Origin of the sequence: Loigolactobacillus coryniformis subsp. coryniformis KCTC 3167 = DSM 20001 (genome assembly GCF_002706425.1) — a bacterium.
In the GTDB taxonomy this organism is placed as follows: domain Bacteria; phylum Bacillota; class Bacilli; order Lactobacillales; family Lactobacillaceae; genus Loigolactobacillus; species Loigolactobacillus coryniformis.
Genome location: NZ_CP017713.1, coordinates 2,745,533 through 2,770,956, shown reverse-complemented (window position 1 = coordinate 2,770,956; position 25,424 = coordinate 2,745,533). Strand labels below are relative to the sequence as shown.

Annotated in this window: 23 protein-coding genes and 3 pseudogenes; 10 read left to right on the top strand and 16 right to left on the bottom strand. The window is 43.1% G+C overall.

The genetic code is table 11. The features are described 5' to 3' along the window. Positions 1–71 precede the first annotated feature (71 nt). The 3 genes from LC20001_RS13380 to LC20001_RS13370 form a co-directional block, all read right to left on the bottom strand. Positions 72–707 (bottom strand): recombinase family protein, encoded by a 636-nt coding sequence (locus LC20001_RS13380; RefSeq protein WP_056943336.1) that lies wholly within the window; start codon positions 705–707, stop codon positions 72–74. A 138-nt stretch (positions 708–845) separates the two neighbouring features. Then, entirely contained in the window at positions 846–1,430 is a 585-nt protein-coding gene (locus tag LC20001_RS13375; RefSeq protein ID WP_010009908.1) for a hypothetical protein, read from the bottom strand. Further along, complete coding sequence (locus LC20001_RS13370) at positions 1,423–3,954, bottom strand: PRD domain-containing protein (protein WP_099267175.1); 2,532 nt, start codon at positions 3,952–3,954, stop codon at positions 1,423–1,425. Before LC20001_RS13370 ends, LC20001_RS13375 begins: the two co-directional genes overlap by 8 nt. 283 nt (positions 3,955–4,237) lie before the next feature. On the opposite strand from LC20001_RS13370, the gene LC20001_RS13365 reads away from it, so the two are divergent. Next, positions 4,238–4,675 carry a PTS sugar transporter subunit IIA gene (locus tag LC20001_RS13365; RefSeq protein WP_010009904.1) on the top strand — a complete coding sequence of 146 codons (438 nt, stop codon included), beginning with the start codon at positions 4,238–4,240 and terminating at the stop codon, positions 4,673–4,675. A gap of 12 nt (positions 4,676–4,687) precedes the next feature. Next, the gene (locus tag LC20001_RS13360) at positions 4,688–5,182 is read left to right on the top strand and encodes a PTS sugar transporter subunit IIB (protein ID WP_003563323.1); all 495 of its coding nucleotides are present in this window, start codon (positions 4,688–4,690) and stop codon (positions 5,180–5,182) included. A gap of 223 nt (positions 5,183–5,405) precedes the next feature. On the opposite strand, the gene LC20001_RS13355 is transcribed toward LC20001_RS13360, so the two are convergent. Continuing rightward, the gene (locus tag LC20001_RS13355; protein WP_056943358.1) at positions 5,406–6,854 is read right to left on the bottom strand and encodes a DDE-type integrase/transposase/recombinase; all 1,449 of its coding nucleotides are present in this window, start codon (positions 6,852–6,854) and stop codon (positions 5,406–5,408) included. A gap of 175 nt (positions 6,855–7,029) precedes the next feature. Here LC20001_RS13355 and LC20001_RS13350 point away from each other — a divergent pair, with 175 nt between their 5' ends. The 4 genes and pseudogenes from LC20001_RS13350 to LC20001_RS14805 all read left to right on the top strand — a co-directional run. Continuing rightward, positions 7,030–7,893, top strand: a complete 864-nt coding sequence (locus tag LC20001_RS13350; RefSeq protein WP_010009886.1) for a PTS mannose/fructose/sorbose/N-acetylgalactosamine transporter subunit IIC — start codon at positions 7,030–7,032, stop codon at positions 7,891–7,893. A 2-nt stretch (positions 7,894–7,895) separates the two neighbouring features. Next, entirely contained in the window at positions 7,896–8,741 is an 846-nt protein-coding gene (locus LC20001_RS13345; RefSeq protein ID WP_010009885.1) for a PTS system mannose/fructose/sorbose family transporter subunit IID, read from the top strand. Positions 8,742–8,774: 33 nt separating this feature from the next. Continuing rightward, positions 8,775–9,107: a PTS sugar transporter gene (locus LC20001_RS13340; RefSeq protein WP_010009884.1), complete on the top strand. Its 333-nt coding sequence runs from the start codon at positions 8,775–8,777 to the stop codon at positions 9,105–9,107. Positions 9,108–9,328: 221 nt separating this feature from the next. Continuing rightward, positions 9,329–9,421, top strand: a pseudogene (locus LC20001_RS14805) (KxYKxGKxW signal peptide domain-containing protein); the annotation flags it as partial. Here LC20001_RS14805 and LC20001_RS13330 read toward each other — a convergent pair. From LC20001_RS13330 to LC20001_RS13315, 3 genes and pseudogenes are all read right to left on the bottom strand, one after another. After that, a pseudogene (locus LC20001_RS13330) lies at positions 9,406–9,543 on the bottom strand (ISL3 family transposase); the annotation flags it as partial. The pseudogenes LC20001_RS14805 and LC20001_RS13330 sit on opposite strands and share 16 nt — an antisense overlap. A 335-nt stretch (positions 9,544–9,878) precedes the next feature. Beyond that, entirely contained in the window at positions 9,879–11,003 is a 1,125-nt protein-coding gene (locus tag LC20001_RS13325; RefSeq protein ID WP_056943345.1) for an ArdC-like ssDNA-binding domain-containing protein, read from the bottom strand. A 235-nt stretch (positions 11,004–11,238) separates the two neighbouring features. Continuing rightward, on the bottom strand, positions 11,239–12,267 hold the full coding sequence (locus LC20001_RS13315; protein WP_164512712.1) for an IS30 family transposase: 1,029 nt from the start codon (positions 12,265–12,267) through the stop codon (positions 11,239–11,241). Positions 12,268–12,504: 237 nt separating this feature from the next. Between LC20001_RS13315 and clpL the strand changes: the two genes are divergently transcribed. After that, positions 12,505–14,619, top strand: coding sequence for an ATP-dependent protease ClpL (gene clpL / locus LC20001_RS13310; protein ID WP_099267174.1), 2,115 nt, complete (start codon positions 12,505–12,507; stop codon positions 14,617–14,619). 181 nt (positions 14,620–14,800) lie between these two features. On the opposite strand, the pseudogene LC20001_RS13305 reads toward clpL, so the two are convergent. The 5 genes and pseudogenes from LC20001_RS13305 to LC20001_RS13285 form a co-directional block, all read right to left on the bottom strand. Then, positions 14,801–15,516: pseudogene (locus LC20001_RS13305) on the bottom strand (transposase). Positions 15,517–15,918: 402 nt separating this feature from the next. Beyond that, positions 15,919–16,158 (bottom strand): hypothetical protein, encoded by a 240-nt coding sequence (locus LC20001_RS13300; protein WP_010012694.1) that lies wholly within the window; start codon positions 16,156–16,158, stop codon positions 15,919–15,921. A 3-nt stretch (positions 16,159–16,161) separates the two neighbouring features. After that, entirely contained in the window at positions 16,162–16,593 is a 432-nt protein-coding gene (locus LC20001_RS13295) for a ParA family protein (protein WP_081470874.1), read from the bottom strand. An 89-nt stretch (positions 16,594–16,682) separates the two neighbouring features. Next, complete coding sequence (locus LC20001_RS13290) at positions 16,683–17,756, bottom strand: IS30 family transposase (RefSeq protein WP_099267173.1); 1,074 nt, start codon at positions 17,754–17,756, stop codon at positions 16,683–16,685. Positions 17,757–18,056: 300 nt separating this feature from the next. After that, positions 18,057–18,758 carry a P-loop NTPase family protein gene (locus LC20001_RS13285; RefSeq protein ID WP_010011814.1) on the bottom strand — a complete coding sequence of 234 codons (702 nt, stop codon included), beginning with the start codon at positions 18,756–18,758 and terminating at the stop codon, positions 18,057–18,059. Positions 18,759–19,006: 248 nt separating this feature from the next. On the opposite strand from LC20001_RS13285, the gene LC20001_RS13280 reads away from it, so the two are divergent. Together LC20001_RS13280 and LC20001_RS14455 are read left to right on the top strand one after the other, a co-directional pair. Further along, positions 19,007–19,624 (top strand): hypothetical protein, encoded by a 618-nt coding sequence (locus LC20001_RS13280; RefSeq protein ID WP_010011812.1) that lies wholly within the window; start codon positions 19,007–19,009, stop codon positions 19,622–19,624. A 435-nt stretch (positions 19,625–20,059) separates the two neighbouring features. Further along, a complete protein-coding gene (locus LC20001_RS14455) occupies positions 20,060–20,206 on the top strand; it encodes a hypothetical protein (protein ID WP_010011810.1) in 147 nt (48 codons plus the stop codon). A 244-nt stretch (positions 20,207–20,450) separates the two neighbouring features. On the opposite strand, the gene LC20001_RS13275 is transcribed toward LC20001_RS14455, so the two are convergent. The 3 genes from LC20001_RS13275 to LC20001_RS13265 all read right to left on the bottom strand — a co-directional run bounded on the left by LC20001_RS13275 (position 20,451) and on the right by LC20001_RS13265 (position 23,165). Then, on the bottom strand, positions 20,451–21,794 hold the full coding sequence (locus LC20001_RS13275; protein ID WP_010011809.1) for an MFS transporter: 1,344 nt from the start codon (positions 21,792–21,794) through the stop codon (positions 20,451–20,453). Further along, the gene (locus LC20001_RS13270) at positions 21,781–22,293 is read right to left on the bottom strand and encodes a DUF1440 domain-containing protein (RefSeq protein WP_010011808.1); all 513 of its coding nucleotides are present in this window, start codon (positions 22,291–22,293) and stop codon (positions 21,781–21,783) included. Before LC20001_RS13270 ends, LC20001_RS13275 begins: the two co-directional genes overlap by 14 nt. Before the next feature lie 335 nt (positions 22,294–22,628). Continuing rightward, positions 22,629–23,165, bottom strand: coding sequence for a phenolic acid decarboxylase (locus LC20001_RS13265; RefSeq protein WP_010011807.1), 537 nt, complete (start codon positions 23,163–23,165; stop codon positions 22,629–22,631). A gap of 104 nt (positions 23,166–23,269) precedes the next feature. Here LC20001_RS13265 and LC20001_RS13260 point away from each other — a divergent pair, with 104 nt between their 5' ends. Continuing rightward, positions 23,270–23,818, top strand: a complete 549-nt coding sequence (locus tag LC20001_RS13260; protein WP_010011806.1) for a PadR family transcriptional regulator — start codon at positions 23,270–23,272, stop codon at positions 23,816–23,818. 26 nt (positions 23,819–23,844) lie between these two features. On the opposite strand, the gene LC20001_RS13255 is transcribed toward LC20001_RS13260, so the two are convergent. After that, the gene (locus LC20001_RS13255; RefSeq protein WP_010011805.1) at positions 23,845–25,329 is read right to left on the bottom strand and encodes an MDR family MFS transporter; all 1,485 of its coding nucleotides are present in this window, start codon (positions 25,327–25,329) and stop codon (positions 23,845–23,847) included. Positions 25,330–25,424 lie beyond the last annotated feature (95 nt).

Here is a 25,424-nt window from a genome sequence, read left to right as displayed (position 1 = left end):
TAGTTTTTAAACGGCCACTATACTAGACAAAAGATCAGCTCCTAAAAGATGGGTTTGTGGTAAACACCATTTTAAAGGAAGCTGATCTTTTTTGTCCGAACAGCGTTCGGATTAATTTTACAATCTACCTTAACATTAAATTTCTTTCGATACCTTATAAAGGTTGTCCGTTTAATTCCTGTATTACGGGCAACATCGACATCACTCATGCCTGCCTGATAAAGTTTAAAAGCATGTTGCAAGCGGGGATCGTCTTGGGTGTATTGGGGTTTGCGCCCATGATATTTACCCTGCTGCTTAGCTAAGGCAATCCCTTGCTGCTGGCGCTCAATGATTCGCTTACGTTCACTTTCGGCCTGATACTTATAGAGTTCAATAATCAAGTTGGTCATCAGTTGACGTAAATTTGGGTCAGCAATCCCTGTCATGGACGGTAAATTCAACACATCTAGGGTGGCACCCTTATTTTGAATGGAGTTCATGATCTTAGTCAAATCATGGTTGTTTCTGCCTAAGCGATCTAATTCAGTGACCATTACAATATCACCCTCACGAATATAGGTCAGCATTTTTTGCAGTTCTGGCCGATTAGTGTTAGCCCCACTTAATTTATCCGTAAATAATTTATCAACGTCTTTTAAAGCCGCTAACTGTCGATCTAAATGTTGCTCCTTGGAACTCACACGCGCATAACCGATTTTAGCCATTTCCAGTTCTCCTTTTGGACAGTTCTAATGAACATTTGTAATTCCTAGTATAGCACAGAATCAAAAACGGCCACTAGGGTATACCCTAGTGGCCGTAAGCTTAATCCATCTAATGAATCTTGCTGTAGCAATTTAGATTTAATAATACTTTGAAATTTCATGTGCAATATGTGATGGATCTGGATAAATGAAGCTTTCTGTAATCCCCATACTTTCTAGCTCTGTTCTTATTGACTCTTTTTTTTCATGTGGGATCACAAACGTCACTGGTTGTTGATTTTCAGGACTAGAAAGAAGCCTTAGAATATTTATTCTGGTTTGAGTACGCTCTTTAACATCATCAGAGCCAATAAATGTCGATTGTCCATTTTCGCTAACACCATAATTATCAACAAAAGGGACAAACATAAATAACCCCTGTTGATTCTTAATACGTTGATCAATAATTCTTGGGGTAACTATCTTGGGTACAAATAATTCTAGAGGATTTATTAGATCCTCAAAGTCTCCAATATCTTTCCTTATTTCATGATACAGTCGTTTAGTTGACGAAAACTTATTGAACTTTTTATATGAATTTAAAAGCCCCCCTTTATCACGCTTATTTTCCAAACTATTTACTATATCAGCATATAGGTTGGACCAATATGCTGAACCATTGGTGTCAACCTTACTTAGATCTCTGTAAAACTGGCTAAGTTGACTCAACACATTGTTATCCAAAAATAAAGTCCTTGAGCAGTTGATAAAGCAAAGCAATTTCGTAGTCCTGCACCTTGATATTGAATTTTTGCTCAACTGGCTGAAAAATGCCGCTGGAAAGGGAGAAGAATTCTTGCTCAGGGGGGGTTAAGGTTGCGCGATCAATTGAAGTAGTGCTGCGTTTGCTGGTCATCATGCGTTCAATCATTAAGGACAAGTGCATGAAGAGATTGAGCTTTAGTCTGGATCCGAATTTGACGTTGTAGAAATCTTCGTAGTGGGAGACAATGCGTTGACTTTCTTGAATGACAATATCGGGATTCAGGATCTGCAGGCGGCCGCGGATACCTTCTATCGACAAGAAGCGAACCAATCGATCAATGAGTTCATTAATGGACTGGGGGCTTTCACCACAATTGCGTAGGACAGTTTGCATTTTTTGTGAGGAAGCCTTATCGAAAACATTATAGACATTCACGATATCGATGCCGATATCGGCTCCGATATCGCCAGCAACATCGGTGGTGGTTAAGATTAACTGGGTATTGGAGAAAAATTTTCGATCATGATTGGTGAGCAGGGTATGGAGTTCTTTGTAGTCAACAGCAATGACTTCAAGTGCTGGCGAAAGGGTCGCATCAATTAGCTTTTTGACTTCTTCAGACAGACCGACGCCAGACATGCAAGAGACGATAATGTTCTTCTTGTTTGATAAGCCTTCGTAATATTGGGCTTCAGTTGTTGCACCATATTGCTCGCTGGCTTCAGCGATGGACTGGAAGGCATCATTACGCTGAACGCGCAGGCCAATATCGAGCGCCATAGCAGTAGTTACGTTGTTGACCACAATCAGTTCTTGATCAGATACCTTTTTAATTTCTCTGAACATCTGGCGCAAAGAACCCATATCGAATAAGACAATATTACCCTTAGCAGATGGACTTTGATCGGTTAGGTATTCCTGAACGTAACCGTTGATTTGATCAAGTGTCACATCAATGGGCATATCAAATGCCTCAAAAAAGTAATTACCGCAAAGCGAATTCACCACTTGCTGGATGCTCGATGCGGTGTGTTCGCCGTGAGCAAGCAGGATGGCATTGTATTGCACTGATTCGATTTTACTTTCGCAATGAATCATCATCATGAAGAATGGCAAATAATAGTAAGGGCTTTGAACATACTGCGCTTTTAACTTAGTCAAAAAGTGCTTGAAAAGGTAGTAACTTCGAGGATAACGGTGCTTGATTGCTTTCTGAATTTTCAGTGCTGATTGTGTGTCTGGCAAGTTGTCGCGACAAAGACCCGCGAATGCGAAGGCAAGTGCCACATTTTGCCAGAAAATATTGTCGCTTGGAAACGTTACACCATATACATGCGTGATATACGTTTTAGCGTCTTTTTGAATGGCTTGCGCAAATACAGATAGAAGTTTTTCACTAGCAATGGTATCGACTTGATTGAGCACTTTCGCCAGAAGAAAATTCTGTTCAGTGATGGACTCGCCATTGTTTAGCGAGTCAGAAAGTTTCTTAAAAAGCGCATCAGTTGTTGGGCCAAGCTGCAACGCGCTGGTGATCAAAGATGTGATTCTTGCTTGCAAGGTCTGTTGTTTAGGCGTTACCAGAATCGCACTTGTATCGGTTTGACCAAGCCGTAGCTGCGTGTGGTCAGGCGCTTTGGCATAGGCGCCAGCGCAAAGCAACTGAACACGGTTATTCAATGCCGTGATGTTATTGACGTGATCAAAATTTGCCAGTTTGATCAACTCGTTTGGTGCGATCAAGATCTCTTTATTGATTTGATCAGCCTGTTGTTGAAGGTACATCGCCGCAAACGTAATGCGCTCGTTTAAAGGTCGATCGCTAAAAGCGCTTAGTTTAATCTGAACCGCTGCACTTTTGAACCAGACGCGCGCTGCTTTGAAAATTTCAGTTGTTCCTGAATAGATGTAACGAAAAGCAGTGGTTTGTTGCTGGTTGGTGTGCGTGAAAAGATAGTGTTGATCTGATGAGCCTAGCATCTGCACATTTTTAATATACAAGTAGCCACTTTCGGCGGTGCCATCTGCCGTCGTTGCATTGTTCTCACTTTGCAACTTCTTTTTGAGTGTCCCTGGATGATCCTTATAGTTGGCACAATCAATGATTTTAAACACAGCTGTTTTCTTAAGCACTTCACGACGAATGGCTTCGTGATAAATTGCCTGAGCAAATGGCAACTTGCCACTACCGGCTGGACCAGTGATGAAGATCGGCAATCCATGTGTTGGATAGACGATTGCTTCGATTGCCAGCTGAATGTTAGTGCTTAAACTACCGTGGACACCGATTAAGTCGTCAAAAGCGGAATGGTCCCGCTTGACTTGCCAGTAAACTGGTCTACTGCCGGTCTTGAGCAGTTTGCCTTGCTTTTCGAGCTTAGATAAATAACTACTGGTCACGCCGCGTGTTAGCCCCACTGCATCGGCAGCCTGATTAGTTGTGATTCGTTCAGTTGGAAAGTGTTGCACAATTGTCGCATAAAGTTTTTCTACTGCGTTCAAAGAAACCACCCCTTAAGCACTATTCCCGCAAATTAAGCACAACATCTTCGTGACTTTTATTAGTAATGTGCTTAACATAATCATTGTAAGCGTTAATCTTGTTGACGTCCAGATATAGAGAGAAAACGACTTACATAACGATTGCAGAAGGGAGGGCGTTCCTCGCGGGGACAACCGCAATACTGTCCGAACAATAATGGATCACTTTCAGTTGTACTTCGGTTGATTGTCGCCTTTTGCGGTAAATCCATATTTTCATAGTCTTGATAAAGGGATGATTTAGATGAAATATTTGCTTCTTGTCAGTCACGGTGATTTCTCCAGTGGCTTAAAGCAAACCTTGGGTATGTTTGCGGGCGATGATGCGATTGGTTCTGTCATTGCGGTTGGTTTAAAACCCGATGAAGCAGCTTCAACATTTGGAACACGGTTTGAGGCATTGCTAAAGACCCTGCCAGAGGATGCAAGCTTTGTTGTTCTGGCAGATATTGTCGGCGGTAGTCCACTCACAACGGTTTGCAACATTTTGAACGACCATGGCAAGCTGCAAGATACGCTTGTTCTTGGCGGGATGAACTTCCCAATGGCGTTAAACACATTGATGTCGAAAGACAGTTTAGATAACTCAGCGTTAAAAGAAAAAGCATTTTCAGAAGCAACCGCGGCCATCAAAGAATTTCAGACGACCTCATCAGAAGCTTCTGACGATGACGATATTTAAGGAGTGAGCAAAATGGCAATTTCATTTGTACGTATTGATGATCGCATGATTCATGGCTTGATCACGGTTCGTTGGGGCAAGGAATACCCGATGGATGGGATTATTGCGGTAAACGACAAAGCGGCAAACAATCCGATTTTGAAGGAAGCCTATATGGCAGCGTCTGACAAGAAGACCTTCGTTTGGACGTTAGATCATTTTGACAAGGTTAAGGATAAGGTGTTGAACTCAGCAACCAAGTATTTTCTCATCACCAAGAGTCCTCAAGATATGAAAAAGATCTTGGTCGATATGAACTTCAAGCCGGGCGACATTAAAACAGTTGTTGTCGGTCCAGGTAATGATCGCGACAACGCGGTCAAACTCGGAGACAATCAGTCCTTTACCCAAGAGGAAGGCGATGCCTTTGAAGCGATTGAGAAGGCTGGTTATAAAGTTGAGTTTGCGCTGTTGCCAGATCAGCGGATTGGTAGTTGGGACAAATTCAAGTCACGCTTTGGGTATTAATGGTTGAACAATAACGCGCTCACAAAAAGGTAACGTCAAAAGTTCTATGAAAACCGTGGTTCAGAAGGTGGTGTAGATGCAACTGTAGAAATCGACTTAAGGATTGAGTGGTCTAGTTGGTTAGTTCTGTACGCGCACAGTATTAATCCGGCCAATCGCCCGTTTCGAGGCAACACAAAGTCAGCTTAGACAAGTTTGATTCTAGTCCTAAACTAATGCTTGCTTATGCAGTTGGTAATTGGCTTTGTGCTAGATCAATCAAGGCCAACCATTTATCGTACATGCGCGGTTTATTGTCCAGCTCTGGTAGGTGTACCGGCACCTTATAATCTAGCGCTTCGTGCGGGCGTAAAAAGTTATAAGCCGCTGAATATAAGGCGGTATAACTGGCTGAACCGGTTGGTGAGTTAAAACCAGTGGCCGACCGATAATTGCCCTTAAAACTACGGTTTAAACGCTCAATTGTTTGTTTCAAGAAACGATACTCTTTACTGATTGGATCTTTGTTGGTCAACCCTACTACTTGCTTGATTTTAAAATTGATCCCTTGTTGAGCAAAATAAAGTTGTGCTACTTGATAAATGGGATTGGCGTCGACTACGAACTGTAGGTCGGCTGGACGTTCGGACATCTTCTGTAGGACTTGATTGATGGCAACGACCGCTGATTCAGTTGTGCGGTTGGGCGTTATATAGTCGGCTAGAATTAGCTTTTTAACCGCGTCGTAAAAGTAAAAGATATAGTTCCACTTACCTTTGACCTTGACGTAAGTCTCATCACCAACTAATTGGTTGGAAAGTTCGTAAGGATAGTTAGCCCAGAATGGTCGAATAACGGTCGCTACCGCCTCTTCGTAGTTGTGAATGGTTTGGTGGGAGATCTTAACGCCGTGAACGTCGTACATGATGGCTGCGGTACGACGGGCCGACAGGCCATAGTTAATGTGATAGGTCAGGACAAGCCCTAAAACCTCAGGGCTGGCTTGGATCTTACTCAAATCGACCTTGGCTTGAACTGGCGAACTAGCCGCTAAGCCTTTGAGATCGAATTTAAAGTTACGGAAAGTGTAGCGTACTTTGAAGCTAGATGGCTGTTCCTTGAATTGTTTGGCTTCAGCTACGGATAACTGCTTGATTTGTTTTAAACGAAATGAACATTGGTCATTAGGACAACGTAACACATCGAAGTTACTACGGTGGTGATGAGCTTCCAATCGATGTTGGCAGTATGGGCAACGAAGTACCACCGCTTTCTTCTTCTGCGCATCACCATTTTGGAAGCTAAAAGCGCAGATCTTACACTTAAGCTGATTACCTTTACCGTTATTAGCGTATAGATAGTCGCTTGGGGCATTACAGCGTGGGCAACGTTGGTTCTGGAACGTGATCACGGTGCCTTGTCGGCGCCGAATTGGTTTTAGATCTTTGCCGGTTTTGGTCATGTAGTCAATGATCAGTTGCTCATAATTAAGTGATTCTGGACCAATATCGGCTGCTAAAATTGGTAATTTATCGTCAACTTGAAATTGATTAAAGCGTTTATAGGTTGGTTTATCGGTGCTGGGCAAGCGCGAATGGTCAAAAATATCAATCAGCTGGGCCAACAAAAAGATGATCAATGCACGTTGGAACTTGATTATTTGGACTAAATAAGTTAATAATGGTGTAAGCACTCGGATCTCCTTCTTTCTTGGAATTCTTGTTGGTTGCACACCAAGGATAACAGAAGAATTGGTCCGGGTGTTTTTTAATTTCACTTAGATAATACAAAACCATTAGAAACAATAATTAAAACTAGACAAAATCGGGTACGTTTGACAGTACCCACAAAAAAGGAAGGTAATAAAAATGACAATTAGTTGGTTTCAAGCAGCTATTTTAGGTGTTTTCGCTTGCTTATGTTCCAACTCATGTATGGCTGGTCAAGCGGTTGGTAATTATACCATTGGCCGTCCATTGGTTGGGGGTCTTGTCTGTGGCATTATTCTAGGTAATCTTCAGTTAGGGATTGCCTGCGGGGTTGCGATGCAGTTGGTTTATATCGCATTGGTTACCCCAGGTGGTACTGTTTCTGCCGATGTTCGTGCTATTTCTTATATTGGGATCCCTCTAGCAATGGTTGCGATTTCTTCGCAAGGATTGAATCCGCTGGGTGGCGGTGCTGCTAACTTGGCTAAGTCAGTTGGGACATTAGTCGGAACTGTCGGGACGGTTTTGTACTACGCTGTTGCAACAATGAACCTAGTTTGGCAGTCCTTTGGTTGGAAAGACGTTCATAATGGCAAGCTTGATAAATTAACAGCTGTTAACTTTGGCTGGCCTTGGATCTCACATGCATTGTTCTCATTTTTACCAACAATGTTACTCACATACTACGGTGCTACGGCGGTTACAGCTTTGCGTAGTGCCTTACCAATGGACGGCATTGCCATGAAGACACTGTTCACGGTCGGCGGCATGCTGCCATGTGTCGGGATTGCGATTCTGCTTCGGCAAATTGTTGGTAAAGCAGCTGATTTCATTCCGTTCTTAGTTGGGTTCACACTTGCTGCTTCACTACATTTGAACTTAGTCTCAGTCACAGTTGTATCGTTACTGTTTGCGGTTATTATTTATGAAATTGAGATGTCTAGTTCTAACAACACACCTTCAAAGGGTAGTGCAGCACCAGCAGATGGACCAAGTGACGATGATGATGAGGAGGATATTTGATTATGGAAACGACAAATGACATGAAAAAGCTTGATCACAAAACACTGACAAAATCTTTTCATCGTTGGTTCTGGGGTGCGTTGACCTGCTTCTCACAAGAACATATGCAGACTTTTGGGTATATGGCATCAATGCTGCCAATTCTCAGAAAACTGTATCCGAAACATGATGACCAGGTCAAAGCCATTCACGCATACACCGCGTTCTTCAACACCAATCCAATGCTTGGGACGGTGATTGTCGGAATTACGGCCAGCATGGAACAGGCGCGTGCGAACGGTAAAGAAATTGACGGCGAGACCATTAACGATATGCGTGCTGGCCTGATGGGCCCAATCGCTGGTATTGGTGATTCATTGATTGATGGGACATTGATTCCCATTCTCTTAGGGATTTCCCTTGGTATGTCGACTGGCGGCTCACCAGTCGGGGCGATTTTCTACATTGTTGCCTGGGTATTGATGGCATACTTTGGCCAACGTTTCCTTTATTTCCGTGGTTATCGCTTCGGTGATCAAGCGGTTAGTTTCTTAGTTGGTAAACAAGGCGCGGCTGTTCGTCACGCTATCGGGATTGTCGGCAGTATGGTTGTTGGTGGTGTTCTGGCATCATGGGTTAACGTCACAACATCACTCAAATTACGCGGTGCTGATGGCAAAGTCTTCCTGAATCTGCAAGACAAGCTGAACAGCATCTATCCGGGCTTGCTGACAGTACTTGTAACATTATTCTGCTGGTGGTTGATGACGAAGAAGCATGTTTCAGCTATCTGGACCATGCTGCTACTCGTTGTTGTTTCGCTCGTCGGTGTTCTAGTTGGTTTCTTCAACCCTGGCCTGTCTTACTAAACTACGAACGTGTATGGAAGAAGGAAAATCAAAATGACAATTGACGAAATGACTAAGGGATACGAAAAAGAAGTTGCGTATCAGAAGCATATGTTGAAAAACCTAGGCTACTGGTTTCAACTTTGCACCATTCTCAGTGGCGTTGGCATTGTTCTGATCTACTTCTTCCATGGCAAGACCTTGTGGTTAAACATCGTTGGCATTGTGCTCCTAGTCCTGGGTGCACTGGGCATGTTGATGTTCGGGTATTCAGGTTGGAAAGGGCAGCAGAATGTTCGCGCAGTTGTTGACGACTATGACAAGAAAATCAAATATTTTCAAAAGAAGGTTCGTCAGCAGACTGGCATTACGCCCAAAGTCAAATAGCTCCTGTTACGGGTGACTTTAATTGCAGGTGCTTCATTTATCAGTGATAAGTACAACTATGGCAGGACTGAGAAGTCGGTGAGATTCAGTTCTCACAAATTTTTTTGGTGTAGCTCAATGTGGTGGAAGAACAAATAGTGGTGACTAACAGTCATGTGAATGAGCTGTTAAAAAACAGGAGGGTAATTAGGTTGAAAATTAATGAAAAGCAGCACTACAAGATGTATAAAAGCAAGGGCATGTGGGTATTTGCCTGCTTATCAACATGTCTTACCGTTTCATTTTTTAATGGCGGGAAAAATGTAAGCTCTGCCTGGATGACCAAATACTTTTTGCGACCCGAGCCCCGACCATGAAATTCCTCACGAGTACCGAACACCTGAATGTTTGTGTCTGTAATTCCCAGTAATTTAAGTGTATTATCTAGTTGAGACATCTATTCCTACCCCGCTTATCTTGAGTTTCGTCGCTTAAAGCATAGCACTAGGGAGGCTTAGATGCCTTTTTTGTTATCAAAAAGGCCCTAGTACTTTTGGAATGGAAATACTTTCCAACACCAAAAATTCTAGACCCTTATTTTAGCGTTGCTAACGTACATCGACAAAAGGAACAAATAAAAAAGCCGCCCTGCGTAACTTTGGCCAGTTACAGGGTAGCTTAATGCTGTCTTATTAACTTCGCCACCGCCTTTGAAGCGGCTTGCATGGGAAGTCCTGTCTTCAGCAGGGCTTCCTTTTTCTATTACATTATAGCATGGCCTTTAAAAACTGGCTAACGTTTTAAACTTTGATCAAGTTTGGATTTGGGTTGTTTGATTTCCGGATTCTGTTCAGCAAATGCTTTCAGTTGTTTTTGAGTTCGATCACTAATTTCTTGGTGCACATCGTTTAACTGGTTTTTAAATTGCGCTTTCTGTTGTGGACTAGTTGCCTGTTGAATTTGTTGTTGCAAGCCTTGATAGGACTTATTAAGATCCTGGGCTGATAGCTTTTTTTGGTCATGGTCGGGCTCTTGTTGTACTTCTTGTAAGCCTAATTGTTTGGTTAACCCGTCACTAAGCTCAATCACTTTGTTGCTAACTTGCTGGATTTCACTTAAAGCACTATGGATCACAGCTGTATCTTTAGCCCAGGTAGCCACATAACCGAGTGAATAGTTACTGGTATCAACGCCAATATTTTGCATGGCAACATACGCAACCGCTTCGGCCTGGGTTTCCTGATAGGCTCGTGGCCGATCTTTAAAGGCTGATTTTAAGCCGTGTAGCTGGCTATGCGCATATTCGTGGTATAACGTCTTTAGTTTCAAAGCATTGTCGGGCTCATCGCCACCAATGACGATTTCATTAGTGCTGGGTTGAAAATACCCCTTAGCCCCATTTAGCGTCGCTAAAGGCACTTCACTGACTTTAAGGTCGGTTTGCTGGTTTAAATAATCTTTGAACGCGTTATATAAGCTTGTCACATTCTGATGATCGGCCAAATTTTCTTTGACAAAGTCTTTAGCACTTAACACTGGTTCACCGCTAGTTTGTGCCACATCAAAGACGGGTAGATAGCGATAACCGACAATGGCGCGCTCATCGGTGGTATCAAGATGCTTCTGCTCGGCTGGTGTTAGCTTCTTAATGATCGGAGCCGCAATCCGAATCGCTTTTGCGCCCCGGTTGACGGTGCGGTTAAAAGCCTTCTGCCATTGCTTAAAACCGGCGACTTGAGTGGCTTGAGGATTTTGCGCATAAATCAAATCGATGTTTTTGGTGCTATAATGATGAAATTTAGCCAGAGTATTGAGGTACTTTTTAAATTGGTCACTATCGGTTAATTTTAGGATTTGTTGTTCAGCCTGGGCAACTAATTGTGCTTTCCAGACTTTAACGTCTGCTTTACTTGGCATTGTTTACCCCTCCTCATCTTCAAAAATGTCGTTCAGAGTTAGTACAGATCTTATTTGAATCGGGGTCGTGCCATAGAGGGCGACATAGCCATCGGCTAATTTTTGCCAAGCCACTTGATAATAAGCCCCATTTCCAGTAATTTCTTTTACCCAAATTGCAAGAACAAATTAGCCACGCAATAAATCCCGGTAAGACAGTATTTTCATTGATATTCATATTTTAAAGATTCAATCTTTAGCCAGCGGCAGCGGAGAAAAGCTCTTTTGGGGTTTGGTAACCTGACTGCCGGCGTGGTAAGTTGTTTAGCTTGGCTTCCACTGCTTGGATATCACTAGGGCCCAAAGTATCCATGGACAGGCCCTTAGGCACATCACGACGGATCATTCGATTATGCGCCTCATTTGTGCCTCGTTCTGAAGAGCGGTAAGGGTGGGCATAATAAAGGTCGGCAACCCCGTCAAGCACCGTCCCCGCCGCTGCGAATTCTGCCCCGTTGTCAGCGGTAACGGACTTCATGATGTGTCCATATTCTTGGCAGATCTTAGCCAGTTCGTAGTTGACTGAATCGGCGTCACGGCCATCAATCAAACGCAGGATCTGACAGCGAGATTGGCGCTCGATCAGCGTTAGAATGACACTTTCTTGGCCATTACGTTTACCGACTACGGTATCCAACTCAAAGTGACCGAACTCTTGGCGCTGATCAATACTTTTAGGTCGCTCTTCGATACTTCGTCCGGCCAGACGCTTATGCTTGGGTGAATGGTGGTGTTTGGTGCGGCGCCGGTTTTTTTCGAGCAGATCAAGATTACGGACTTCAAGTAGTTGCGCATCGATATAGTGGTATAACGTCTTGGTCGAAACCATCTCCTCAGGTTGATATAAGCCTTCAAGTTTAGCACGGCCCACCGCGGCATCAGGCGACCAACCGTCTTGGTGCAAATGGGCCGTAAAGTAGTGGATAAAGTCAGCGACACCAGCGAGTTTCAAAGGTCGATGACAGGACATTCGGTTAGCTTCGTATTTGGCCTGTGCCGCTTCTGGCGAGTACTCGCGGTGATATTGCCGTTGACCGTTCACTTTTTTAACTTGGTCGATCTCACCACGGCGTAGCTCATTACTGATTGTTTGATGACAAACGCCGATAACTCTAGCAATTGCGCGGTTAGAGTATCCTTGGCTGTGTAGCGTGGCGATTCTGCCGCGCTCAAATGAAGTTAGGTGGTGACCTTTTTCTCGGACTGTGGTATTCTGTTCTTGCATCAAGACAATAACCTCTTTCATTTTTGTGTTGGAACATCAATGATAACAGAGATTTGTCTTGGTGTTTTTTATTTTTTCAATTAGCCGGATCTAATTGGCTAACTTGATTATAAAACGCGCGACCGATAAGCACTTTACTTAACGATACATAAAAATCGTGATACGATTCAGTTGTAGTTTTAAAGGATATTATGGTCACTAAGTTACACATATAAATTTTTATGGAGGTGTTGTAATATGGCAAATTTCTACGGAAATGATCCTTTTTTCAACAATGATATGGATGATGTTTTCAATCAATTATTTCGGCGCATGGATAATCAAAATTCGGAGCGTGCACGGTATTTAGTTAATGGACAATCGCTGACACCGGATGAGTTTGCTCAATACCGAGCAACTGGTAAGCTACCCCAAAATAATAAAACAATAGAAGTATCTAAAGATGGTAAACAGGCTGTTAAAAAAGGGGGGATTTTAGAAAAGTTAGGGACTAATTTGACGGAACAGGCTCGTGATGGATTACTAGATCCAGTGATTGGACGTGAGAATGAGATTCAAGAAACTGCAGAAATTTTGAGTCGTAGGACGAAAAATAATCCAATCTTAGTTGGTGATGCCGGTGTAGGTAAAACTGCAGTCGTCGAAGGTCTGGCACAAGCAATTGTGGCTGGTAAAGTTCCAGAAACGATTCAAGATAAAGAAATCTATTCGATTGATTTATCGTCTTTGGAAGCAGGAACTCAATATCGCGGTTCTTTTGAAGAAAATATTAAACAGCTAGTAAAGGAAGTTAAAGCAGCTGGTAATATTATTCTATTCTTCGATGAAATTCATCAGATTATCGGCACGGGCGCCACTGGTGGTGAAGATGGTGGCAAAGGATTGGCTGATATCATTAAACCTGCTTTGTCACGTGGCGAGCTGACTGTAATCGGGGCTACGACTCAAGATGAATATCGCAATACTATTTTGAAAAATGCGGCTTTGGCACGGCGATTCAATGATGTTGTGATTAATGAACCGACGGCCGCTGACACTTTACGTATATTACAAGGTGTTAAAAAGCTGTACGAAAAGCATCATCATGTTGTATTACCAGATGATGTTTTGAAGGCGGCTGTGGATTATTCAATCCAATATATACCACAACGCACTTTGCCAGATAAAGCTATCGATTTGATCGACATGACTGCGGCTCATTTAGCGGCTAAAAATTCGCAAACTGATGTTGAGACATTGGATCAACGCGTTAAAAAATTAGAGGCAGCTAAGGAGGCCGCCGTTAAATCGGAGGACTTTAAAAAAGCCGCTGATATCAAGAAGTCGATCGAGGAAACCAAGCAAAAAATTAAAGAAACGGATCAAAAAGAAAAAATCACTGCCACGATTGATGATGTGGCACAATCGGTTGAACGTTTAACTGGTATACCAGTTTCTGATATGGGCGCTAATGATATTGAGCATTTGAAAAATCTTGATAAGCGTCTGAAAAGTAAGGTAATCGGTCAAGATGAAGCGGTTGAAATGGTAGCGAAGGCAATTCGGCGTAACCGTGCGGGCTTTTCAGAGGGTGATCAGCCGATTGGAAGTTTTCTGTTTGTGGGCCCAACTGGCGTAGGAAAGACTGAATTAGCTAAGCAATTAGCCTTAGATATGTTTGGAAATAAAAATGCGATTATTCGGCTAGATATGAGTGAATATGCTGATCGTACAGCTGTGTCGAAATTAATTGGTACCTCGGCTGGATACGTAGGCTATGAAGATAATGCTAATACTCTAACTGAACGGGTTCGGCGTAATCCATATTCCATTGTATTATTAGATGAAATTGAAAAGGCTGATCCACAAGTATTAACGTTACTATTACAAGTGATGGATGATGGGCGCTTAACGGATGGACAAGGCAATGTCATTAGTTTCAAAAATACGATTATTATTGCTACTTCTAATGCTGGCTTTGGTAATGAAGCATTAAGTGGTGACAAGCAACGAGATCAGTCATTAATGGATAAGTTAGCACCATTTTTCCGCCCAGAATTTCTGAACCGTTTTAATGGAATCGTGGAATTTTCACATCTGACTAAGCAAGACTTAAGTCAAATTGTCGATTTGATGTTGGCGGATGTACAAAAAACGTTAGCCAAAAAATCCATCAAACTTGAGGTAACTAAAGCGGCCAAAGATTGGCTGATGGAACAAGGCTATGATGAAGCAATGGGTGCGCGGCCATTACGGCGAGTAATTGAACAACAAATTCGTGATAAGGTAACGGATTTCTACCTTGACCACTTAGATGTCAAAAACTTGAAGGCTGATTTAGTGGATGGTGAGATTGTGATATCGGCAGCTTAGCTTAAATCAGTGTTCATAAATAACTTTATGTAAGAGGAGATTTATTGGGCAGGAGATCGCTTGATAGATCTCCTTTTTTCGTTGATTTTCACCATTTGATATTAATCTATTGAGTAAATATGGATATCGTCAAGAATCTTGTGTAAATGAAATACCTCCGTACATATAATATGTAGTTAATTTAAATAAAGGATGATTCCAGGGTGTCCTGAAGTCCGTTGAATCTGCGATGGATTCGCTTCATGGACTTCTCGTTGTAGACGTTAAACTGAGAAACCAGGAATCGATTCAGTGAATCTTCCGTTGGAAATTGTTCTTTGTGGTTGGGGTTGCGTTTGAGATGCTTGTTAAAGTTCGCAATCAAGTTGGTTGAATACAATGAACCGCTTCTTTTTGGACGGTGTCCCGCTTTAAAGGCAGGTAATTGGCATCTAAGAAGATGGCCGCATATTGCGAAGGCAGTCGCCGTTGCTGGAAAGCTTGAACTTGTTCATCAACGACTTTGGTCATGTTGGAAACCGTGGCTTTGGAGTAATGAGCACCGTACATTTTCTCAATGAGTTAGGCGATTTCGGTGGTGGTAATTCCCTTGGTGTATAGCTGAATAACCGTTGTTTCCAAGCTGTCACTGTGCCGACCGTAGGCTGGCAAGATGTGGTTGTGGAAAATACCATTGCGATCCCGCGGAATGGTTAAGTTGAGTTGACCATACTTCGTATCAAACGAGCGTTCATAACTGCCATTGCGGTTATTTCTAGTGTTAATTCCAGCATACGAGTGGCGCTCATAGCCTAAAAAAGCTGCCAGTTCGGTTTGAAGCAGCTGGTTAATCGCAATTTCGAGGTGGTGCCGAAAAACTTCGTCTAAATCTTGTTTTTGGACTAGCGTAGCGATAATTTCTGTGGTAAGTTCATTCCCTAGTTATATACAATTTAGAAATCTTTTTATGCGTTTACACAAGTTATTTTACGCTCTCTAAAATATAGTTAACTTTCTATTTATTCAGATCTTTATGCCAATTGCATATCAAAAAGCACTACTCATTAATTTGGGTGGTGTTTTTTTATTGTCTAATAAAATTTTGATTTTATAACGTGATATAAACGCATTCTGCTTAATTTAAACGAAAGTATACATCTAAAAGGTGAACGTGTTGTCTGAGAGCGCGTAATTATTTACTTTTTTCTTTGTTAGCATCGCTGGATTCCAAAGCCTGCATTTGAGTCGTAAGCGTATTTTGTTCAGGTTAAATTAAAATTGCAAGTTACTTATTACAAGATACAAGTTACAGATTACAAGTTACTTGTAATCTGTAACTGGGTGACTCTTTTTATAGCTTCGAAGCCCACGCTTTATTATGTCATCTAAAATCTCAACCATTTTTGTATTTTCTTCGAAGGCAATTTTTCGAATATCATTGTAAAATGATTCTCTAACTCGTAATGGTTTTGTTTTTTCTTTTCGTTTAAAAGGAGAGTCGCCATCTTTTAATTGACTCTCTGCATCAATCTGATCTAAAAGACTTTTCTTTTCCGGCATATTCTACTCCTCCAACAGATTAATTCGTGATAGAGCTTCATCTAATACTACTTGATACATATATAAAGCCCTTTTGTCCCACATATCCTCATCTTTAATTCCACTTTTTCCGAAACGTTTAACACGTTCTCTTTGAAATACGTTCCCATGAAATAGGGCTTTTCCAAAGGCTTGATTAGCGGCTTTCAACACTTCATGATCGACAGGTCCGTCTTTTTTAACCAGATAGGCAATAATGCCAAGCAAATCAAATGATTTGTCATAGTCTTTTCTAAGCCCTTGAAGATAGCTTACAAATTTTAAAGAACTTGAGTAAGATTGCTCTTGAGTCTGCATAACCATAATTACGTAATCTGAGGCTAAAACGGCATTATTTGTATATGCTGATAGCGTTGGCGGAACGTCTATTAAAATATAATCATAATCATTTCTAATTTTTGTTACGCAAATTGCAATAGTAAGTTAGCCAGTACCGATAAAGCACACAGACGAAAGGGCTCATGGAAGTTCCAGGTGGATCAGGATCAGGCGGCGCGGCCTTTGCGCGCACGTGCTAATTCCTTTCGAAATACTTCAGCTGGTGTACAGAACTTAAGTAAGCGGCGCGGGAGATGGTTGAGCCGAGATTCAGCTTGACGGACCAGACTGGGTGTAGCTAGATCGAGTGATTGCCCCTTAGGAAAGTAACGTCTGAGTATACGATTGTGGACCTCATTAGTGGCGCGTTCGGCCGAGCTATAAGGGTGGGCATAATAAGTCTCGGCAATACCCTCAAGCGCAGCCGTTAGCGTGGTGAACTCTGTTCCGTTATCCGCCGTAACTGTCCGCATAACGTCACCGAATTCAGCCGTAATATTTTGCATGGCATAAGCCACAGATTCAGCGTCTTTACCCTCGATCAAGCGGACAATCTCATAGCGCGTTTTACGTTCGGTAAACGTTAATAGGACACTCTCGCTACCAGCACGTTTGCCAATGACAGTATCGATCTTAAAATGACCAAACTCGTGGCGCGTTTCTACTCGCTTTGGCCGTTCTTCAATACTACGACCGAGTAGGCGCTGATGTTGGTGCGAGTGGTGCTGGGTCGTCCGGCGTTTTGTTTTTTCCAGCAGATCAAGGTTATGGATCTCCAATAGTTGCGCATCGATATAGTTGTACAAAGTCTTCGTACAGACCATTTTGGCCGGCTTAAATAACCGGTGCTTACGGGCATAACCAACAGCAGCGTCCGGCGACCAGCCCTCATGGCAGAACTTATCATCAAAGTAGGCTAAGAAGGCCGTCACTTGGCTAAATTTTAATGGACGTCCACAGTTTTGCCGCTTTATTTCATAGCGATTCTGAGCGGCTTCAGGGCTGTAAATTTCAAAGTAGTGTTTCTGATTATTAACGCGTTTAACTTGCGTGACTCGACCACGCTTGAGCTCATTATTGACGGTCTGGTGGCAGACGCCTAATCGAATCGCTATTTGCCGTGCTGAGCATCCTTCAATGTGCCAAGCGGCGATTTGACCGCGTTCGATTTCCGATAAATGGTGACCTTTTGGGCGTGGTGTGATAGACTGTTCTTGCATCAAGACGAAAACTTCTTTCATTGTTTGTTGTAGGAACTTCAATGATACCTGAATTTTTCGTCTTGGTGTCTTTTTTTTACCATTTTGGCTGGGTGGCTAACTTAATTATAAAACGCGCGTTTTGATTTGGCTTCATTATAATGGTAAATAACCGTTTGCTATCAGCATTCGACCCGCTAGCCGTCACTTGGGCTGGCAGTATTGAATTGACCCTGGCTGATTAAGCGCGCTGGAACATGATTAGATTGCAAAAAAGCTGCAGTAATTCGATGCAGCACAATTACAGATTGTGATCAAGGCTTTGGACGGTTTGGCGGCAAATCAAAGTGTTAACGCATAGCCAGCTGCAGTGATCCCCGTGTCATCAACGTATTTTGGCGTATAAGTGAAGCCAGTCAGCGAACCGTTAGCAGTAATAAAGGCGCTCCGCTCGGTTAATTCGTTGAAAACCTCGGCGAAGTAGGCCCAGGCAAATTCATCATCCTCGTCGTCGATATCGATACCACTACGCCGGTGTTCATCAGTAAAGCCGCCTAAATTAGCTAACGGCAAACTAAATAAGTCCTGTGGCGCAATGTCTTTACTTGGTTGAATCACATCGATACGATCAAAAATCGCCGTTTGAATAATCCCGCTAAACTTGATCGGGGTGATACTTGCTTGCAATCGTTGAGCCGAACGAAGCGCGAAGGCATCTGCTGCAGTTAACAGAATCACCTGATCAGCTAAGGCCAAGCCATCAGCGGTGGTTGCGTCAAGAAAAATATAATCGTAACTAGCCTGTAATTGGGTGACCTGTTGTTGAAAAGTAGTGATGGTCGTTGTCAATAAGTCGATCCCCGTTGCTGTATCCAGCGCGGGGATTTTCTTTTGTAAAAGTCTGGTCGCCGTTTGGTCGGCCATTGTGTCAACGACTAAGGTTTTTTGTTGTGCAAATTTATATGCTGCGATCGCCGTCATCACGGTCAGCAATGTTTTGCCGGTTCCCCGTGCTTTTGAAGTGAAGTAAATTATTTTTGCCATTCGATCCGCCTCCGAATTTAATCAAAAAAGTCAGCCACAATGGGTGACTGACTTGAGTAGTAGGCTGAATGCTGCTACAAACTATGGTGCTAAAGGAGAAAAAATATCACAAGTTCATCATAGCACGCTGCGGTAAAAAATCAATAAAGCGATTACATTGTTAGGGATAACCCTTAGTCGGTTCCAATAATTGGCGTACACTTCAAAATATGGTATAAACAAAATAACAAAAAATGAGGTGGAGCGGCATGCACAAGGTGAAGTGGTATGGTGTCAGTGTGGTGCTATTATTATTGAGTAATACTACGCCGGTGTGGGCACGTTTTGGCGGCGGTCATGGTGGAGGTGCCAGTGGGGTAAGTGGCTATAGCCGTGGTGCTCCCAATTGGTTGGCTTGGCTTGGTCTTTTGATTTTGATTGGAGTTATTCTTAAGGCGCCGTGGCACTTGCCTCACCGTTATCAGCGGGTAACGGTCGCGGAACGCCAAGCTATCACGCAATTGTTTCAGCGGTACCAGGCGGCTTGGGCCAGTGGCGATATCGGTGCGTTACGTCCGGAAATGGCGGCGTTAGTGTACACTAAAAACGAAGCGCGCTTGGCTAAATTGACTGCGCGCGGCAAGCGTGAGATCATTAAAAACATTCGGGTCCGTCGCGTGGTGGTGCAGCGTGATCAGCAGAACGCACGTGTTCGTACGTATCGAATTAGTGGTACAATGGTCGACGTGGTGGTGGATACGACCGCATATGCGCATGCACGCACTAGGTGGCATCGTGCTACTTATTTTAAGGACGAGTGGACGATCGATTTTGGTTTTGCAAATGAACTGCGGGTCATGGCGATCAAACCGCTTTTAACCATCTAAAAAGGTCTGGCATGCCAGACCTTTTTTTGCGGCCGTGGTGACGACCAATAAAGCATTGTGAAACGATTACGGGTATTCAAGAGCTGAGCGAGCATTTAAAGTCATCGCTGGTCCAAGTCAGTGACCGTAGCTAAATTGAAATGCTAGGGTAGCATCAGACTGGGATAAAAGTTTCATTAATGACCTTGGGTAAAAGCAAAATGGTGCGTTTATGAAAACTTAAGCAAACTAGAAGCGTAAAAAAACCAATATTTTTATTAGTTATTAATAGCTGGTAGACGGATTAATGAATTAGTTAGGTGGAGCGCTTATTATGACCCATTATTGGTATATACCAATAATAAAAAGCGATTTTTAGACCAATTTCCATCTTGATGCAACCGCTTTATCAAGATGCTAACCTTGTGATAATGCTTATACAAGGAGGGCATTAGGATGAAATCTTATATGCAGAGGTTAGGGCGTTCGTTGCAACTGCCAGTGGCAGTTTTACCTGCAGCAGCGTTATTAGTAGGTATCGCAAATTACTGGCTATCATTTGGAACTAATTCAATTGCAAATTTTTGCACTTCCGATAGTTAAAAACGTGTGCTCTAAGGCAGTTTTTTCTGCTTAGCGACGCGCGGTAAATAAGCCACTATGTGAATTATTGGCCGCGCTAGACGAATGCTCAAAGCGATGTTGTTTACGGCAAGTTTTTTTTTGCCACAAAAGAATGGCCAACGTCCAGAAAATCAGCTGCTACTGTGGCGTAGTAGCTGTGGGCGCCTCAGGTCGCACGCTCTTTTTAAATTGTTACGCGCCGTAACTACTTTTGCAGGCTAAATCACCCTACAGAATTTGGTTGCGATGAAATAGCCTGCGTTAGTTGTTTTTCCGGATAAAAGTGGATTAGGATCAGTAATAGAATATAGAGCACTAGCGGTAGCCACACGTAATTTAAGGTGATCATTTGCAGGGTGGCGCTATTTTGTGAGGCGTTGGCTTGGTAGCCGGAAAGGCTGAATAGGCCAGCGGTGATCAGACCACCTAGGCCCAACCCTAAATTGACACCAAAGTCGCTACTAGAAGCGAGAAAACCTTCTGCTTGCACACCTAACGTGACACCGTAACGGATCGTGTCCGCCAACATAATTGAGACTAAACCAACGATCAAGCCTTGACCGATACTATTGAGTAATGTTGCGGCAAAAATCACCGACAGAGCATGGGAATAGACGCCTAGCGCGAGTAATAACTGGCCACTTAAGGCGACGATGATCCCACTACGCATGGTCAGTCGATGTCCGTAACGACTAGATAAACGTGGAATCAGGAGGACACCGATCAGAGAAGAAAAGGTAAACCCGTTAGCTAGCGCAACTAATTGTTCATTATGCCAACTATATTTAAAGAAATAGATCGTCGTTTGATTTTTGATTGCCGTTACGAGCCAGAATAAAAAGATGATGGCTGATAAAATTAACCATGGTCGATTTTTGCCAGCTGCTTGGAGGGTTTTACGTAAGGATGCATGAGCGATCGCCTTAAGCGAAAACCGTTCCCTAATATGAAAAAAAGTATTCAAAATCAAGCCCAATGAAATAACCGCAAAGCCAATCATGGTGTAAAGGAAGCCGCGCCGCTGATCGCCTTGGCCTAGCCAAGCGACTAATGGTAGCGTAAATACGGCCACGATGATTTGAACCGCGCTACCGCAAAATTGCCGAATAACCCCCAGTAAAGTAAGTTCCTGGGGATTTTGTGTCATAGTCGGCAGTACGGATGTGATCGGCAAGTTAACTGTTGAGTATAAAAAACCAAGACCTAAATAAGTGACGTAGGACCAGATCAATTTACCGGTGTAACCAAAATCAGGGGTAATAAAAACTAAAACTGCAAATATTGCGTATGGCAAGGCAAACCATAGGAAAAATGGCCGGCTTTTACCAAAGCGTGACTGGGTATGATCGATCATCAAACCAACAATTGGACTTTCGATGACATCCGCGATCCGCGCGATCAAGAATAAAATAGCGGCGTCACCAGGACGCAAGCCAAAAATGTCGGTGTAAAAAAACAATAAATAAGTTGTCATCACTTGAAAAACTAAATTATCGGCCGCATCGCTTAAGCCATAGCTAAGCCGTTCGGGCCATTTAGTTTGCCATTTAGGATTATTTTTGTTCATGCTGGCCCCAGCGAATAAGTAATTGATCGATGGTTAATTGATTGACCCAGTTCCAAACCATGTGCCCCGCAGCCTCTGATACGTGTTCAGGCATAGGTTGATCCTTGGCAGTAGGCACGATGCCTAAGGCGGGCATGGCTAATAGATGCGCACCAGCCCAGGTTGCTAAGCCATAAGCTGCACCATTGCCTAATTTAGTGAACGGTAAGTAATGACCGGTAACACTGTACAATGCCCCAATACCAGACGAAAAGCCAAAATGCAACATCAAGCTCACCCATGGCACGTCATGCCCGTTATAGCGATAAGTTTTATGTGTCTGGGCGTAACTCAGACCGTGCTGCTGGAGAAAAGTTTGCGGCGGATTGGTAGCGTCACGTTCAGGTGTGCGGGGTGGGAGTAAGGCTTCCCAACCTAACTTAACTAATCCTGATACTAATCCAGCAGTTGCACCGGCTGCAACTAATGTTGATAATGCTACTTTTTTTGTCATTTTCATCACCTCAGCCTCATTCTACTGCATTTAAATCAGTAAGCAAACTGAAAGTACTTCTAGCATTAGTGGATAAACGAGTTGTGACATAGTAAGTTATGTCCGACTCCTTCGCCACTTCTAATAGTTAAACCGTGGGCCCTAAGGCAGTTTTTTCCGCTTAGCGACGCGCGGTAAATAAGTATTATTTGCCGCGCTAGGTTGATGCTCAAAGCCTAGCGCGGCAAGGCTTTTACCACAAGAATGGTCAACGCCCAGAATAGCAAAGATTTTCAGGATGAAAATTTTTGCTACTGTGGCGTAGTAGCTGGGTGCCTTAGGTCACACGCTTTTAGGCCAGCTTACTGATGTTTTCGGTGGTAATTCTCGTCGAAATAGTGACCGTTGCGAATATCCGTTGGCATACCGGCGTATGGTGCTTCGCTGATCACGTCGTTATTATTTTGCCCAGCGGCACCCATGTAAGTAATGTTGGCAAATTCAGGCACGACCAATTTCGGATAAGTTGCGTACTTTTCACGGGCTGCTTCCATTACATCGATGTGCTCGTTTTGATAAGTGACGGTGATCTCGGGATGTTCTTCGACCCATTTAGGGAAGAAAATCGTGCCGTGCAGCTTCTTATCATTGGGCATGAAGTCTAGCGCCACATCAGTACCAGTTGGTTCCGTCCACGTAATCTTATAAACGCCAGGTACTAGCATATTGATGTCAGCTTCTTGATCAGTGACCCAGCGGCCAGCGACCATACCGCTGTGAATGCGGTAATCAACGGTATGGTCGTTTTTAGCGTACCATTCGTATTCCCAACCGTTATCGTAGGTGTAAATAAAGTGTGTGCCTAAGAAATCAGCGAGTGTTTTAAATTCTTTGTTCATTAAAATAGCCTCCAATTAAGTAATTATAATCATGTATATATTTACATGTTTTGAAGTATGTGATTATGATATACTCGCTTTAAATAAATGTCAAGGAGTTCGTCATGGCGCAAAAAAATAAATTAAAATACATTATTCTCGGCTTGCTTGGTGAACGTGCTTTAACTGGTTACGATATCGCTAAGGCGTTCACCGCTGATATCGGCGAGTTTTGGAGTGCCAATCACAGTCAGATCTATCCCTTATTAAAACGCTTAGAAACTGCAGGCTTGATCACGCATCAATTACAAGTCAGCGGCGAAAAGCTGGAGAAAAAAGTTTATTCGTTGACCGCTGCGGGTCAGGCGCAATTACAAGACTGGCTCCATGAACCGACCAGCGAATTAACCGCTAGTAAGGATGAATTTATTCTGAAATTGTATTTTGTGCAAAATGCCAATGACCCATTACTGCCACCGATGTTAACGGAACAATTAAATTTACATCAAGCTAAGTTGGCTCACTTGAAGCAACAAATGGCGCGTAAATTTAGTGATCAAGCCAGTCAAATCGCCAATTATGGCCATTTTTTAATTTTACAACATGCGATCGAACGTGAGCAGGGCTATGCGGATTGGTTAGCGCGGACGTTGGCACAAAAAAACGAGCATTAACTTGAGTTACTGCTCGTTTGACGGGTTCAAGCGTGGTGGTCGTTCATTTTATTGGTTAATAATAATGCGGGTAGAATAATGGCTAAGGCAGCAATTGCAGTGAATAGGAACCCGTATTGAAAGGCGTGTAATTTGATCGTCGCTAAATGTTGCTGCGCAAAAGTTGCTCGTTGTGTTGCTGGAATATGAAAGCGACCATTTGCCAGCTGTTGCTGAAATGATTTAACATACGTGTTGGTATAGGCGGTAACCAATGTTGCAATCAAGGCAGAGCCTAGGGCGCTACCGATATTTTGGATGATCCGTGAGCCAATTGAAGCTGCTGGAACTTGTTGCGGTTTCATGCCGGTGTAAGCATCGGCCATAAGGGGCATCAAAATACCGCCAGCACCGATACCGCGGACGATTAAAACACAAGCGATCAGCCAATAAGCGGTGTGGGCATCGAACCAATAAAAAGGTAATGTGCCAATAAAGGTGATCACTAGGCTGACTAACACTACATATTTAGCGCCGAGACTATCGGTCAGTCGGCCGGTCAAAGTGCGTGCGACTAACATACCTGCGCCTTGCGGAATTAAAGCTAAGCCGGCTTGCATAACGGTCATACCGCGCACGTCTTGGAAGAAAAGCGGTAGCAACAACATTGCGCCGTTGAGGACGGTCCCTGCCAGTAATAAGCCAAGTCCAGCACCATTAAAAGACGCATGTGTAAACAAATTTAGTGGTAGTACTGCCTTTTCCTTGCGTAAGGCAGCCCAAATGAGGTAACCAATTAAAAGTAATAATCCACTACCTAAGAAAGTCAGTGTGGTTTGATTAGTAAAGTTAGCTAATTTGGAAGCTTTGACTATCCCATAAATGATACTTGTGGTGGCGCCAGCTAAGAGAATGATGCCACCGAAATCCATTTTAGCGGCCTTATTTTGTGCTGGATAGTCAGGCATTTTCCATAGAATTAGGCTAATTGAAATAATACCGACCGGAACATTGACCCAAAAAATCCAATGCCACGAAAGGGATTTAATAATGATGCCGCCAAGTACAGGGCCAAATAAGGGCCCCAGGATCATAGGTAAGCCTACTGTGGCCATCATCTGGCCCATAGCAGCGGCACCGGCTGTTTGTACCAACAAGGTTGTTAATAATGGCATGATCAGGCCACCAGCGAACCCTTGGATCACTCGCGCACTGATCAACCATTGGATATTCGGCGCAAGCGCAGATAAAATAGAGCCGAGTGCAAACAAGACTTCACCGGCTAAGAAAACATGTTTACCATTAAATTTGTTGAGTAGCCAGCTAGAAAATGGCACCGCGATCCCTGTAGCCAGCAGGTAACCAGTGATCGTCCACTGTACGGTGGTGACGGAGCTGTTTAGATCATGGACTAAATTATGGATCGCAATATTGATCATAGTGGAATCAAGTAGCGGCGCCATTGCTCCGAAAACAAGAATCCAGGCAATCGTCATAACCGAACGTGGTATTTGGGGTGTTTTGGTGGACATTGTCATTCTCCTTTCTATTAAGATACTTTTTGTATCTTATTGGTATAATCTGTATAATACACGGTGAACGATAAAAGTCAATAAGAAACTTTTTG